This window comes from Pseudarthrobacter sp. WHRI 8279 (genome assembly GCF_040224115.2).
Classification (GTDB): domain Bacteria; phylum Actinomycetota; class Actinomycetes; order Actinomycetales; family Micrococcaceae; genus Arthrobacter.
In genome coordinates, this window is sequence record NZ_CP168162.1 from 2003569 (window position 1) to 2017905 (window position 14337).

Sequence of the window (14337 nt, forward strand, 5' to 3'; positions counted from 1 at the left end):
CGCTACTCGACGGTGACGCTCTTGGCGAGGTTGCGGGGCTGGTCCACGTCGTAGCCCTTGGCCTGGGCCAGTTCCGCGGCGAAGATCTGCAGCGGAACGGTGGTCAGCAGGGGCATAAGCAGGGTGGGGGTTTCGGGGACGTAGAAGACGTACTCGGCGTAGGCCTTCACGGCCTCGTCGCCTTCCTCGGCGATGACCAGGGTGCGCGCGCCGCGGGCACGGACTTCCTGGATGTTGGAGACCACCTTGGCGTGCAGGGAATCGCGGCCGCGCGGGGACGGGACCACCACGAACACCGGCTGGCCTTCATCGATCAGGGCGATCGGCCCGTGCTTGAGCTCGCCGGCGGCGAAGCCCTCGGCGTGGATGTAGGCGATTTCCTTCAGCTTCAGCGCACCCTCAAGCGCCACCGGGTAACCGACGTGGCGGCCCAGGAAGAGCACCGACTTCTCATTCGCCATGCTGCGGGCCAGTTCACGCAAGGGCCCGGCGTTGTCCAGGATCTTCTGGATCTTCGCCGGGATCTTGTTCAGGTCCGCCAGGACGTCCTTGATCTGGCCTGAGAAGATGTTTCCGCGCAGCTGTGCCAAATACAGGCCCAGCAGGTACGCGGCGGTGATCTGGGCAAGGAACGCCTTGGTGGAGGCCACCGCGATCTCCGGACCCGCGTGCGTGTACAGCACGGCGTCGGACTCACGCGGGATGGTGGAGCCATTGGTGTTGCAGATGGAAATGGTCTTCGCGCCCTGCTCCCGGGCATAGCGCACGGCCATCAGCGTGTCCATGGTCTCCCCGGACTGGCTGATGGACACCACCAGGGTGTTCGCGTCCAGGATCGGGTCCCGGTAGCGGAACTCGTGCGCGAGCTCCACCTCGGTGGGGATCCGGCACCAGTTCTCGATCGCGTACTTCGCCACCATGCCCGCGTACGCGGCGGTCCCGCAGGCCAGCACAATAATCTTGTTCACCTGCTTCAGCAGCTCCGGATCGATCCGGAGCTCATCCAGGGTCAGCTTGCCGTTGATGTCCGAGCGGCCCAGCAGGGTCTGCGCCACGGCGTCGGGCTGGTCATGGATTTCCTTCTCCATGAACGAGCTGAAGCCGCCCTTTTCGGCCGAGGCCGGGTCCCAGTCCACATGGTATTCCTTGCCCGCGGCCGGGTTGCCGAAGAAATCGGTGATCTCCACGGTGTCCGCGGTGATGGTGACGATCTGATCCTGCCCCAGCTCCACGGCCCGTCGGGTGTAGTCGATGAACCCGGACACGTCCGAGCCCAGGAAGTTCTCGCCCTCGCCCAGGCCCACCACCAGGGGTGAGTTGCGGCGGGCGGCCACCACGACGTCGGGCTGGTCGGCATGGACAGCCAGGAGCGTGAAAGCGCCCTCCAGCCGCTGGCAGGCCAGTTCCATGGCGCGGGTCAGGCGCCCCTCGGCGGTGTCCCCGGCGAGCTTGTTCCGGTAAATATCGGCCAGCAGGGCCGCGGCAACCTCGGTATCCGTCTCGGACAGGAAGGTCACGCCCTTGTCCAGCAGCTCGAGCTTGAGCTCAGCGAAGTTTTCAATGATGCCGTTATGGATCACGGCGAGCTTGCCGCCGTCGGCCAGGTGCGGGTGCGCGTTACGGTCCGTCGGCCCGCCATGCGTAGCCCACCGGGTATGCCCGATCCCCGTTACCGTCTCCGGCAAAGGATTAGCCTCCAGCTCGGCAATCAGGTTGCTCAGCTTCCCCGACTTCTTCCGCGACTCGATCGCGCCCTGGGACACCACGGCCACCCCGGCGGAGTCGTAGCCCCGGTACTCCAGGCGGCGCAGTCCCTCAAGAACAACATCCAGCGCGCTGTGACCGGCAATTCCGCCGTCAACTGAACGGCCCACATATCCCACGATTCCACACATAGGCTCAAGACTATCGGCAGGGGCGCCCCAGATCTAAACCGGCTGCCGTTCCTTGCAGAGGCGGAATGTTGCGGTTGCCGCCGCGCGCAGGCCGGGCCGCATTTCGCTATGTGCCGGGCGAGGGGCAGAATCTCTAACGTGACTTTGCAACGCAACGAGGCGAACGGGGAGGGTGTCTCCCCGTTCGTCGAGCTGGACCGGCAGACCTGGTCCCGGCTCGCAGACGAGATGGAACAGCCTCTTAACCAAGAGGACATCGTCCGTCTCCGTGGCCTCGGGGACCCCCTGGACATGAAGGAGATCCGCGAGGTCTACCTTCCGCTCTCCAGGCTCCTGCACCTGTATGTGGAGGCCGCCGGGCAGCTGCACGCCGCCACCACCACCTTCCTGGGTGAGCACACCCAGCGCACGCCGTTTGTGATCGGCGTGGCGGGGTCCGTAGCGGTGGGCAAGTCCACCATTGCCCGGGTGCTCCGTGAAATGCTCAGGCGCTGGCCCGGCACCCCCAACGTGGAACTGATCACCACGGACGGCTTCCTCTATCCTTTGGCTGAGCTCAAGCGGCGCCAGCTGCTGGAACGCAAGGGCTTCCCGGAGTCCTATGACCGCCGGGCGCTGCTCCGTTTTGTGAGCGAAATCAAAAGCGGAGCGGAGGAAGTGCGCGCGCCCTGGTACTCGCATGTCACGTACGACATCGTTCCGGGCAAGGAAGTGGTGGTCCGCCGGCCCGACGTTTTGATCGTCGAGGGGCTGAACGTGCTGGCTCCGGCGCGTCCGAGGCACGACGGCCGGCAGGGCCTGGCGCTGAGTGACTTTTTCGACTTCTCCATCTACGTGGATGCCAAGACGTCCTACATCGAGGAATGGTACGTGGACCGCTTCCGCAAGCTGCGCAGCACCGCGTTCGCGCAGCCGGAATCCTACTTCCACCGGTACGCCACCTTGTCCGACGACGAGGCGGAGACCACGGCGCGGGACATCTGGAAGCGCATCAACGAGCCCAACCTGGAGGAGAACGTCCTTCCCACCCGGGGGCGGGCGCAGCTGGTTCTGACCAAGGACGCGGACCACTCGATCCGCCGCATGCTCCTCCGCAAGGTTTAACACACGTGTGCCACGACTGCTCCCCCTCCTCCGGGCAGGCGGCGAGCCGGCGCAGCTTTACGCGCTTCCTCGCGGCGGGCGCCGGACTCACTGTGCTGGCAGCCTGCACACCGCAGGCACCCAGCGCCGTGCCGCCGTCGTCGGCTTCTCCTGCCCCTTCCCCATCTGCTTCCCCTGTTGCGGAAAGCGCGACGGCGGCGCCCGCCACCGAAGTTGCCGCGCCTGCTCCCCCGGTCCCCACGCCGTCGCCCTCGGCCGCGCTGCCGCGCCAGTTTTCCCTCACGGACCCGGCAAGTCCCTGGCTGATCGTGAACAAGCACCGACCGGTGGTACCGGCGGAGTTCGTCCCGGCTGACCTCGTGCGTCCCGCCGTCGCCATGACCGCTTCCGGCGAGGCGGCGCTGCTGAACAGGACGACGGCGGCTGCTGCGGAGGCGATGTTCGCGGCGGCCGCGCTGGAGGGCGTGTCGATGGTCCTGGCCAGCGGCTACCGCTCTTACAACACGCAAGTGGCCACCTACAACGGCTATGTGGCCGCCCGTGGCCAGGCCGATGCGGACACGGCCAGCGCCAGGCCCGGCTATTCGGAGCACCAGACGGGCTGGGCTTTCGACATTGCCGACGGCAACGGCGTGTGCGGGTTCCAGCCGTGCTTTGCGGACCAGCCCTCGGCCGTCTGGGCCAAGGCGAACGGGCACCGGTTCGGGTTCGTGGTGCGCTACCCGTGGATGTTCCACCCCATCACGGGGTACTACTACGAACCGTGGCACCTGCGGTACATCGGCGTGGAGGCAGCCACGGACATGGCTGCGCGCGGGATTTTCACGCTGGAGGAGTACTTCGGCGTGGAGGCGGCTCCGGCGTATCCCTAGGGATGTGAGCTAGTTTGGTTCCTATGCTTACTGGATTCAAGAATTTCATTATGAAGGGCAACGTCGTTGACCTTGCCGTCGCCGTGGTGATCGGTACCGCCTTCGGAGCGGTGGTGACAGCGATGGTGAACAAGGTGCTTATGCCGTTCATTGCGGGCCTGGTGGGGTCACCCAACTTCGACAGCTTCGGCAAGGTGGACTTCAACGGCAACGCCATCGAATTTGGTGTTCTGTTGACCGCGATCGTCAATTTCCTGTTGATCTCCGCGGCCATTTACTTCGTGGTGGTGATGCCCATGAACCTCATGATCGAACGCCGGAACCGCAGGCTGGGGATCGGCCAGGACGTGAAGGAGGAGTCCGCTGAGGACCCGCAGATCGCCCTTTTGACCGAGATCCGGGACGCGCTGAAGAGCCGGGCTTCCTAGCTTCCTCTCCCAATAAAGAGAGGCCCGTTTCCTTCCGGAAACGGGCCTCTCTTTATTGCGTCGGACGTGCCACACATTGACATCTATGCCACCTACGCAAAATGATGACCCAATGGGGGAATCAACGACTGCTCAGGGTGTCCAAACACGTCGAAGAGAATGGGATCTTCCTCTACCTGTTGTCCTGAGTGCTGTCATCATGGCTGCAACAGCGCGATTGGCGCTCATGCCATACATCAGCGAGGACTCGACGTATTTCCTAATCCCGTGGATGCAGGAGTTTCGCGAGCACGGCGCAGCTGCTCTGAGCGGAGAGTTCTCCAACTACAACTTTCCTTATTTGTTCTTGATGTTCCTTGCAGGCCTTTTGCCGGTTGAGCCACTGATCGCGATCAAGGTTGCCTCCCTCCTTGGGGACGGCTTGCTCGCAGTGTCTGTTTACGCACTTGCAGCGAACTATCGAACTATCGGAGTTTCGCCCAAGCTGGCAGCACTGATTGCACTCTTCTTACCCACTGTCCTGGTCAACGCAAGTATGTGGGGACAGTGCGACGCAATCTATACGGCATTCTTGGTGCTCTCGCTTAGGAGCCTTCTCAGAAACGACGGACGCAGTGCATGGCTTCTCTGGGGCGTTGCTTTTGCGTTCAAGCTTCAGTCTGTTTTCTTTCTGCCGGCTTTGCTACTCATCTCCCTGCGCAACAGATACACCCTGACGTTTCCCCTTATGGCCTTTGGAGTCTGGGCAATGCTGAGCCTGCCACCTGTCTTTTTTGGCCGGTCCCTGGCGAGCACGTTCAGCGTCTATATCAATCAGACCCAGGAATACCGACTGGTTGCGGGAGCAGCAAACATTTACGCCTGGTTCCCTACGGCAACTGCCGAACAGGGAAGAATTCCTGCCCTAGTAGTCTGCGGAACTGCTCTCCTGTTGACCGCGGCTGCTTACTGGCGCGGGCCGGATACCACTGAACGACGCGTCCTTTTTACAATTACAGTTCTCGCCGTCTGTCCGCTTCTACTGCCTCAAATGCACGACAGATACTTCTTTGCAGCGGAGGTAATGGCACTTCTTCTTCTGCGACACAAGAAACTGTTCCTCACGCCTTGGCTCCTTGCTACGACGGGAGTCTTTGTCTACATTCTCTACTTTGTCAGCAACCAGTACGCACTACCTCTGATGCTGGGGTCTGTCGTTCAATGTCTTACAGTCTGGCTCCTCTTTCGTGCATTATGGCGGAGACATAACTGGGCACCAGGAACTGAGTCTGACTATTAACATCAGTCGGTAACCAATTCCAGGGCGAGCTCGGCACGGACCACCTGGGCCAGATGCTCGGCGATGGAATGGGCAGTTTCTTCGTCCGCGGCCTCCACCATGACGCGCACCACGGGTTCCGTACCGGAGGGACGGAGCAGGACACGGCCGGTTTCGCCCAGCGCGGCTTCCGCTGCCGCCACGGCCTGGGCGAGGACGTCGTTGCTGCCCACCCTGGTGCGGTCCACGCCCTTGACGTTGATGAGGACCTGGGGAAGCTTGGTCATCACCGTGGCGAGTTCCTTGAGCGGCTTCCCTGTCATGGCGATCTGGGCCGCGAGCTGCAGACCGGTGAGGACGCCGTCGCCGGTGGTGGCGTAGTCTGCGAAGATCACGTGCCCGGACTGTTCCCCGCCAAGGTTGAAGCCGCCGTCGCGCATTTCTTCCAGGACGTAGCGGTCCCCCACTGCCGTTTCGCGGATGCTGATGCCGGCCTGGCGGAGGGCGATCTTCAGGCCGAGGTTGCTCATGACCGTGGCCACCAGGACGTCGTCCTTGAGCTTCCCGGCCTCTTTGAGCGCCACGGCGAGGATGGCCATGATCTGGTCGCCGTCCACCTCGGTGCCCTCGTGGTCCACGGCGAGGCAGCGGTCGGCGTCGCCGTCGTGGGCAATTCCCAGGTTGGCGCCGTACTTCAGCACCGCTTCTTTGAGCGGGCCGAGGTGGGTGGAGCCGACGCCGTCGTTGATGTTGTGGCCGTCCGGGTCCGCGCCGATGACGATCACATCCGCGCCGGCGTCCTTGAACACCTGGGGCGAGCAGCCGCTGGCGGCGCCGTGGGCGCAGTCCAGGACCACCCTGATGCCCTCCAGGTTGTGCGGGAGAGTGCCCAGGAGGTGGACGATGTATCGGTCCTCGGCGTCGGAGAAGCGCTGGATGCGGCCCACGTCCGCGCCGACCGGGCGCACTGCCTCCTTGGACATCTGGGCTTCGATGGCGTCCTCGACGTCGTCCGGGAGCTTCTGGCCGCCCCGGGCGAAGAACTTGATGCCGTTGTCCGGCGCAGGGTTATGGGAGGCGGAGATCATCACGCCGAAGTCCGCGTCCAGGTCAGCAACCAGGTAGGCGGCCGCGGGCGTGGGGAGGACGCCAGCGTCGTAGACGTCCACGCCTGAGCTGGAGAGCCCGGCCTCCACCGCGGCCGCGATGAACTCTCCGCTGGCGCGCGGGTCGCGGGCCACCACGGCGCGCGGCCGCGTCCCGTTCGAGTTGCGGTCGTGGCCGAGTACGACGGCGGCCGCCTGGGCCAGCTGCATCGCCAGCTCCGCAGTCAACAGACCGTTCGCCAGGCCCCGGACACCATCAGTTCCAAATAATCTAGACACCGGTCAAGTCTAGAGGATGGGCAGCGTGGCTCCTGCGTAGCCCGCATGTCCCCGCCGCTTCTACTTGTTCAGTACCTGCGTTCCAGCGAGGGCGATTACTGGGACTACTTGGTTCTTTTCATTCTTACCTGTCTTTCTCCAAAAGCCTCGCCACGGCTATTTGGGCGCCCCTACGATCCATGCATGACACCTAGCTATGGGGGCTTGGCGCTCGAAATTGTTGTACCGGTCTTTAATGAGGAAGCGGTACTCGAAAACAGCATCACAAGGCTCGCCCAATACTTGACGCACGAAATGCCGTCGACGTGGAAAATAACCATCGCCGATAATGCAAGCACCGATCGGACTCCGGTGATTGCCGCTCGACTCAGCGAGCACATGCCGAATGTTGAGTATCGCCGCCTTGACGTCAAAGGACGGGGATACGCCCTGAGGGATGCCTGGGGCGCTTCGCATGCGAAGGTCCTTGCTTATCTGGACGTGGACCTTTCCACGGATCTGGCTGCGCTGCTGCCTTTGGTCGCTCCATTGTTGTCCGGCCATTCCGACATCTCCATTGGCACCCGTCTCGGCCAAAGTTCACGTGTCAGCAGGGGGCCCAAACGCGAATTCATTTCAAGGGCCTACAACTTCCTGCTCCGGCGGACGATGCAGGTGCGTTTTTCGGACGCCCAGTGCGGTTTCAAAGCCATTCGCGCTGACGTTGCGAAGCGCCTGCTCCCCCATGTGGAGGACAACGGGTGGTTTTTCGACACGGAGCTCCTGATTATCGCTGAGCGATCTGGACTGCGTATTCACGAGATTCCCGTCGATTGGGTGGATGATCCGGACAGCCGGGTCGACATCAAGCAGACTGCTCTCGACGACCTGCGGGGCATGGTCCGCGTGGCCGGTTCTCTGGTGAAAGGGGTAATTCCTGTAGCGGCGATATATGCAGAGTTGGGACGTCGGCCCATCGTCCCGTCGGGCCGGCCCAGCTTCTTTGGCCAGGTTCTCCGCTTTGGACTGGTCGGGGCCGTCTCCACGCTTGCCTTCGCCCTGCTTTACCTCATTTTCCAAGGCCCATTCGGGGCGCAGGAGGCCAACTTCCTGGCCCTCCTTCTGACGGCTGTCGGCAATACTGCCGCTAACCGCAGGTTCACCTTCGGGATCAGTGGCCCGGCGAAATTATTCACACACCAGTTCCAAGGTTTGGTTGTATTTCTGCTGGCTTGGACCATAACGTCCTCGTCGTTGCTGATCCTGCACACAGCCAGCCCTGACGCGGCCCCAAACCTGGAGCTCCTGACGCTGACAGCGGCTAATATCTTTGCCACTTTGATGCGGTTTGTCCTCCTCCGGCTCTGGGTGTTCCGGATTAGGCGCAGCGATAAGCGGGCTGCCGTCCTGACCGCTCTTGCTCCGAGCGGACGCGCCCTGTGAGCCGCTTCATTGACGCTCGAGAATTCCGGCGAAAGATTCGGGTGGCTAGTCGATGATGAGCTCTTCGCTGTCAACAGAATCCGGAAACGGTGTCCCTAGTCAAAAGGACCGGCTTTGGGGGGGCACCCATCTTCTCAAGAAGCTATGGCGCGGACGTCCTGAAGATCCGAGCTGGGAACGACCTTCTTTACTAACAATTTTGGCCGCAAATGCAATGCTCTACAGCTGGAATTTAGGCATCAACGGCTGGGCAAACTACTTCTACAGCGCCGCTGTTCAAGCCGGCACGATGGATTGGAAGGCGTTTTTTTTCGGTTCATCAGACTGGGGGAATTCAATCACTGTCGACAAGCCGCCTTTGAGCTTGTGGATCATGGGACTGTCTGTCAGGCTATTCGGCCTCAGTCCCGTGGCCATGCTGCTTCCCCAAGTAGTCATGGGAGTAGGGACCACCCTCCTGGTATACCTAATTTTGAGGCGCTGCGTCTCGAGCACGGCCGCTCTATTTGGAGCCTCTGTGTTTTTCACGACCCCAATAATCACGCTCATGTCCCGCTACAACAATCCAGATCCTCTGATGCTGCTGCTGATGGTAGGTGCTGCGTATCTTGTTCTGCTCAGCATTGAAACGGGCCGGGGACGTCCGTTCATCGTTGCTGGCGCCCTATTGGGCTTGGCGTTCATGACCAAACAGTTACAGGGGCTCGTTAGCGTGCCCGCACTCGGTCTTGTTTTTGTAATGTTTAGTCCGCTGCAATGGCTGAGGCGGCTGACCACTGTGGCTGCCGGCGTGATCGCTATGTCGATCACGGGTGGGCTATGGATGGCGCTCGTAGACTTGATTCCCAGCGATCAGAGGCCTTACGTTGGCGGCTCACCGTCCAACAGCGTCCTAGAACTGACATTTGCTTACAACGGTGTTGATCGAATTATCAGCAGCGACGCGATGCCGGCGGCTACGCAGGTCCCGGCCCAATTCCGCCCCGTGGACAGCGACGCAGGGCTCCTAAGGCTGCTGAACGCAAACTACAATCAGGAGGCATCTTGGCTCTTAATTAGCGCACTACTCGCCGTTGGCCTACTGGCGATTCATTGGAAGTACCTCTCCCGAAACGTGCCTGTTCGTCCCCTGGTACTGCTCTCGGGGGTTTGGCTTTACACAGCCTTTCTCCTGCTGAGTTTCATGGGGGATCAAATCCACACCTACTACACAGCTATGTTGGGGCCACCGCTAGCATTGGTGCTGGGGCTTACTCTGGACACCCTCATTGCCCACCGGGATTCGTTGGCAACCCGTGTTGGAGGGGCTGCCATCGCTATGGTTGCCCTTCTAACTGCATGGCTCGTGCTGGGAAGCGCAGAGTGGCCAAACTGGCTGCCATCACTTGTTCTCGGCCTCGGAATCGCTGCACTCACGGGTCTGGTCATCAGACCGCCCTCACTCTTCATGGAGCGCGGCGCGACCGCACTGCTTGGCGCTGCGCTGTTAGTTGGCCCCATTACTACGTCAGTTACCAACGTAACCGTCGGATTCAATGGGTCCAATCCACTGTCGGGCGTTCTCTCCAAGAATCCCGCAAGCATCAGCCATCTGATGAAGTCTCTACGCGAAGGAGAACTCCCATGGGCCCACGACATCGCTTTCGGCCGCGTTCCAGAAGGGATCGTCGTTGAGAGGTTAGCAGGCGCCCGCGGCTGCAGATGGGTTGCAGCGAGTTACGCCAGCCAAACGGCAGCCAGACTTCAACTGGAGTCCGGTCGCCCCGTCATGCCCCTGGGCGGGTTTTCCGGGAGTGACCCCTCCCCCACCTTGGAAAATTTCAAAGAGAAGGTGGATGCCGGCGAGATCTGTTATTTCGTTCAGCAGGAGGCTTTCCTCGCCGTACAAGAACCCGATAAGGAGTCCACAGCCATCTCACGCTGGGTACAGGAAACCTTTTCATCAGAGCTCATGGGCAACACAACGGTGTATCGGCTAACAAAATACTGATTTGAGCCAGACGTGAGAAGCCCGCCCCGCCAGTGGCGGGACGGGCTTCTGCGCAAGCGGATTTAGCGCTTGGAGTACTGCTGGGCCTTGCGGGCCTTCTTGAGACCGGCCTTCTTACGCTCGATGACGCGGGCGTCGCGAGACAGGTAACCGGCCTTCTTCAGGGTGGCGCGGTTGTTCTCGACGTCGATCTCGTTCAGCGAACGGGCGATGCCGAGGCGCAGTGCGCCGGCCTGGCCGGAGATGCCGCCGCCGTGGATGCGGGCGATGACGTCGTAGGCGCCTTCGAGATCAAGGATCTTGAAGGGCTCGTTGACGTCCTGCTGGTGCAACTTGTTCGGGAAGTAGTTGTCCAGCGCGCGGCCGTTGATGGTCCACTTGCCGGAGCCGGGGACAACGCGAACGCGTGCAACGGCTTCCTTGCGGCGGCCAACAGCTGCGCCGGCAACGGTCAGGGCCGGGCGCTCCTTCTTCGGCGCAGCCGCGTCAGCAGCTGAGCTTTCAGAGGTGTAGCTGGTCAGGGTTTCCTCAGCCTCAACGGCTTCGGTGGTCTCTTCGTTCTGAGCCACGATTCTCCTTGTATAGATAAGTTGTTTGGTGGCCAGGACTACTGGGCGACCTGGGTGATTTCGAAAGTCTTGGGCTGCTGGGCGGCGTGCGGGTGCTCAGCACCGCGGTAGACCTTCAGCTTGCCCAGCTGCTGGGCAGCGAGGGAGTTCTTGGGGAGCATGCCCTTGATGGCCTTCTCCACGGCGCGGACCGGGTTGGATTCCAGGAGCTCCGCGTAGTTGACGGAGGTCAGGCCGCCCGGGTAACCGGAGTGGCGGTATGCGCGCTTCTGCTCCAGCTTGGCGCCGGTGAGGGCAACCTTTTCAGCGTTGATGATGATGACGAAGTCGCCCATGTCCATGTGGGACGCAAAGGTGGCCTTGTGCTTGCCGCGCAGCAGGATTGCGGTCTGGCTCGCGAGACGACCAAGGACAACGTCTGTGGCGTCAATGACGTGCCACTGGCGGTTGATATCGCCGGGCTTCGGGGTGTACGTACGCACGGTGTTTGCCTCGTTCTTGTTCTGGCGTTCTTGTTTAGGTGTCACTAGCTCGTGCACCTACTATCTGCGCGCTACCGGAACAGAGGTGAGGGCTCTATGTAACCAGTCATCCTGTGGTTCCGAATGTGCACGTTGAGTAGTTATCCTGCAACCGGATTCTCAAGCGGGCACGCACCATCGGAATAGGACACGCACAACGACTCCCAAGATTAGCGCGTTAAGGGGTTCAGGGTCAAAATGGGGTAGCCGGAGGTTGCCCAAGGACCTGCCGGCCTGACGGACGCAGGGGGTCGCGTGGTTGCATCGGGTACAGATGGTTCCTTCGTGTGGCTGCTGGTGACCGCAGCCGCCCTCTTAGGGATAGTCCTCTCCCCCCTCGCCGAGACCCTCATTGCCAAGCGCCTTCCCCGCATGGGCGGCCTTCCTGCTGTCCCTGTCAGAATTACGACGGCGGCTATTACCGCCGTTCTTTGCGTCGCCTTTAGTTTGCGGTTCGGCTTGGGATTGGCCCTGCCGGCTTTCCTGTTCCTGGCAATTCTCGGCGTGCAGCTGTCCCGGATCGACATCGCCCTGCATTTGCTGCCCAACCCGCTCGTGCTCTTACTGCTTGCCGGCGGATTCCTGCTATTGCTAATGCCAGGATTTCTTAATATGCAGGCCGGTGATCTGCTTCGCGCGGCACTCGGAGCCTTGATTCTCTTCGCTGGCTACCTCAGCTTGGGCCTTATTTCCCCGGGCGCCATCGGAATGGGCGATGTAAAGCTCGCCGCACCTGTCGGTCTCTACCTCGGGTACCTAGGTTGGAGCCAACTGCTGTACGGCGGCCTCCTGGGCTTCATCCTCAACGGCGTTGTCACAGTAATGATTCTTAGCAGAAAAGACCGGAGCAAAGCCTCAGAAGTGGCTCATGGGCCGTCCATGCTCGGTGCTCTCGCAGGGGCCAGCCTCTTCATTCTGTAGTCCTATTTCTAGCGCGAGTCCAGGCGCTCCCTATGCCTGGGCGCCTCCTTCCAAGTAGCGGGCCACTGTACTCGCCTGCCTACCTGAGTACCGCCCCCATCTTTCGAGTACGTACTTTTGACACCCCTTCAAAAAGTCGAGTACCACTACGCATTGTTGCCCCCACCGCCCAAATGACAATCTCTTCTTAGCGAAGTCCAGCCGCTAAGGATTTATGGGGGCAGCTGGAAATTCGTTGAAATCACATAAACCCATTTCACCGAATTAAAGGAAACTACAATGACTTCTCTCATGGTCTCAATGACTGCTTTCATCGCTGGCATCAAGGAGCGCTTCGAGTCGGAAAAGGGAGCAACAGCGACAGAGTACTCCCTGCTTGTCGGGCTGATCGCTCTGGTCCTCGTAGTAGGTGTCGGCGCTTTTGGCGGAGCACTTAACACCTGGTTCAGCACCTTGGGTACCACAGTCACTGGCTGGTAGCACAGTCTCATTCGGTGTGCCGCGCCGCCAGCGCGGCACACCGAACCAATTTCTCACGCTGCAACCGTCCAGGGGGACACGTTGAAACGCAGTCAAAAAAACGCGCAGCACAACGAGCGTGGCGCAGTTGCGGTCGAGTTCGCCCTAGTCGCCCCGATTCTGGTCGCGATCATTATCGCAATCATCGAGTTTTCAAACGCCTACAACGTTCAGGTCTCTGTCACTCAGGCCTCGCGGGAAGCAGCCAGGACCATGGCCATCACAAAGGACGTGGCGAAGGCGACTGCCGCGGGTCAAGCGGGGGCACCCTCAATCAATCCAGCCTTACTTGCTTTCGACTATTCGGCAGCAACGTGTCCCGCAGCGACGCCGGCATCGACCGCCCTTGTGACCGTCACCTACAACGGATCGACGCTCACGGGCTTCTTCGGCTCGGGTCTTTCACTAACGGGCAAAGGAGCCATGCAATGCGGCGGCTAAACAGAAAAGCACGAGCTGTAGCTTCAAATGAACGCGGCGCAGCCGGCGTCACCGTCGCCGTGATGATGCTGGTCCTCATTGGGGCAGGCGCGATGGCCGTAGACGTAGGGCAGATATACGCCGAGCGGGCACAGCTTCAAAACGGCGCCGACGCAGGAGCGATGGCCGTAGCCCTCAGCTGCAAAAATGGCCCCTGCACTACAGCCCTGGCAGACGGGCTTGCCAATACCAATTCCAACGACACCGCCAGCAAAGCCGTGGTTGATCTCAGCGTCCCCGGACAGGTCACGGTCACGACGTCAACAATCAACGGTTCGTCCAGTTTTCTGACGAACCTTTTTGCAAATGCACTGAATGCAGGCTCGGTGACAGTCGGTGCACAGGCAACTGCCGGCATTCAACCTCCGGGGGGTGGCTCGGGATTTCCTCTGGTGCTGTCGGAGGACTGCTACAACCTGACTTCCGCAAGCCCCACCGCAGGAGTCCAGAAAATTTCGTACAAGCCCGGTGCCACATGCACTGGTCCGTCAGGGACAGAAATTCCTGGCGGTTGGGGGTGGGTCGATGAGTCTTCGCCGTGCAACGCCGTTACCACAGTTGGAACAACAGGCATGGCCTCAGACCCGGGTAACAATCCGCCTAGCGGCTGTTCCGCAATCCTCACTGGCTGGAAGGACACGATTTTGGCCGGCGGGGAGGTCAAGGTCCAATTCCCGGTTTTTGATACATCATCAGGCACCGGCAACACGGGAAGCTTCAACATCATTGGCTACGCAACGTTCAAGATCTGGGGCTGGAAGTTCGGCAACAACCACGAATACGAGTTCCGCAACACTGCCAGTGATCCTGGAATGACCAGTGCCCTCGCCTGTAGTGCAGGGCAAGACCGCTGCATCATCGGTCAGTTCATCGAATACATCACCATCGGCTCCGGTAGCAGCGTTCCCGGCGGGACGGACCTGGGCACGTCGGAAATACGACTTATCAAGTAGTTCCACCAAAGGGGAAAGTA

The 14337-nt window shown here is 61.0% G+C and carries 14 protein-coding genes; 10 read left to right on the forward strand and 4 right to left on the reverse strand.

The window, feature by feature from the left end; genetic code table 11:
- Positions 1 to 2: 2 nt before the first annotated feature.
- Entirely contained in the window at positions 3 to 1895 is a 1893-nt protein-coding gene (gene glmS / locus ABRP28_RS09065) for a glutamine--fructose-6-phosphate transaminase (isomerizing) (RefSeq protein ID WP_350002010.1), read from the reverse strand.
- 108 nt (positions 1896 to 2003) lie between these two features.
- On the opposite strand from glmS, the gene coaA reads away from it, so the two are divergent.
- The 4 genes from coaA (at position 2004) to ABRP28_RS09085 (ending at position 5578) form a co-directional block, all read left to right on the forward strand.
- Positions 2004 to 2999: a type I pantothenate kinase gene (coaA, locus tag ABRP28_RS09070; protein ID WP_350002012.1), complete on the forward strand. Its 996-nt coding sequence runs from the start codon at positions 2004 to 2006 to the stop codon at positions 2997 to 2999.
- A gap of 5 nt (positions 3000 to 3004) precedes the next feature.
- On the forward strand, positions 3005 to 3871 hold the full coding sequence (locus ABRP28_RS09075; protein ID WP_350002014.1) for a M15 family metallopeptidase: 867 nt from the start codon (positions 3005 to 3007) through the stop codon (positions 3869 to 3871).
- A gap of 23 nt (positions 3872 to 3894) precedes the next feature.
- On the forward strand, positions 3895 to 4299 hold the full coding sequence (mscL, locus tag ABRP28_RS09080; RefSeq protein ID WP_350002016.1) for a large conductance mechanosensitive channel protein MscL: 405 nt from the start codon (positions 3895 to 3897) through the stop codon (positions 4297 to 4299).
- A gap of 112 nt (positions 4300 to 4411) precedes the next feature.
- Positions 4412 to 5578, forward strand: a complete 1167-nt coding sequence (locus ABRP28_RS09085; RefSeq protein ID WP_374152960.1) for a hypothetical protein — start codon at positions 4412 to 4414, stop codon at positions 5576 to 5578.
- Positions 5579 to 5580: 2 nt separating this feature from the next.
- Here the strand turns inward: ABRP28_RS09085 and glmM are convergent, their stop codons facing one another.
- On the reverse strand, positions 5581 to 6942 hold the full coding sequence (gene glmM / locus ABRP28_RS09090; protein WP_350002020.1) for a phosphoglucosamine mutase: 1362 nt from the start codon (positions 6940 to 6942) through the stop codon (positions 5581 to 5583).
- Between the two features lie 183 nt (positions 6943 to 7125).
- Here glmM and ABRP28_RS09095 point away from each other — a divergent pair, with 183 nt between their 5' ends.
- Both ABRP28_RS09095 and ABRP28_RS09100 read left to right on the forward strand, forming a co-directional pair.
- On the forward strand, positions 7126 to 8364 hold the full coding sequence (locus ABRP28_RS09095) for a glycosyltransferase (RefSeq protein ID WP_350002022.1): 1239 nt from the start codon (positions 7126 to 7128) through the stop codon (positions 8362 to 8364).
- A gap of 199 nt (positions 8365 to 8563) precedes the next feature.
- Positions 8564 to 10354: a glycosyltransferase family 39 protein gene (locus ABRP28_RS09100; RefSeq protein WP_350002024.1), complete on the forward strand. Its 1791-nt coding sequence runs from the start codon at positions 8564 to 8566 to the stop codon at positions 10352 to 10354.
- A gap of 62 nt (positions 10355 to 10416) precedes the next feature.
- Here ABRP28_RS09100 and rpsI read toward each other — a convergent pair whose 3' ends face one another.
- Both rpsI and rplM read right to left on the reverse strand, forming a co-directional pair.
- Positions 10417 to 10923 carry a 30S ribosomal protein S9 gene (gene rpsI / locus ABRP28_RS09105; protein WP_050684362.1) on the reverse strand — a complete coding sequence of 169 codons (507 nt, stop codon included), beginning with the start codon at positions 10921 to 10923 and terminating at the stop codon, positions 10417 to 10419.
- A 38-nt stretch (positions 10924 to 10961) separates the two neighbouring features.
- On the reverse strand, positions 10962 to 11405 hold the full coding sequence (gene rplM / locus ABRP28_RS09110) for a 50S ribosomal protein L13 (RefSeq protein WP_015937805.1): 444 nt from the start codon (positions 11403 to 11405) through the stop codon (positions 10962 to 10964).
- 294 nt (positions 11406 to 11699) lie between these two features.
- Between rplM and ABRP28_RS09115 the strand changes: the two genes are divergently transcribed.
- From ABRP28_RS09115 to ABRP28_RS09130, 4 genes are all read left to right on the forward strand, one after another.
- Entirely contained in the window at positions 11700 to 12365 is a 666-nt protein-coding gene (locus tag ABRP28_RS09115; protein ID WP_374152961.1) for a prepilin peptidase, read from the forward strand.
- A 279-nt stretch (positions 12366 to 12644) separates the two neighbouring features.
- Positions 12645 to 12845, forward strand: a complete 201-nt coding sequence (locus ABRP28_RS09120; RefSeq protein WP_374152962.1) for a Flp family type IVb pilin — start codon at positions 12645 to 12647, stop codon at positions 12843 to 12845.
- A gap of 81 nt (positions 12846 to 12926) precedes the next feature.
- Complete coding sequence (locus ABRP28_RS09125; protein WP_350002027.1) at positions 12927 to 13325, forward strand: TadE family protein; 399 nt, start codon at positions 12927 to 12929, stop codon at positions 13323 to 13325.
- Entirely contained in the window at positions 13313 to 14317 is a 1005-nt protein-coding gene (locus ABRP28_RS09130; protein ID WP_350002030.1) for a TadE/TadG family type IV pilus assembly protein, read from the forward strand. Before ABRP28_RS09125 ends, ABRP28_RS09130 begins: the two co-directional genes overlap by 13 nt.
- The last annotated feature ends 20 nt before the right edge of the window (positions 14318 to 14337 follow it).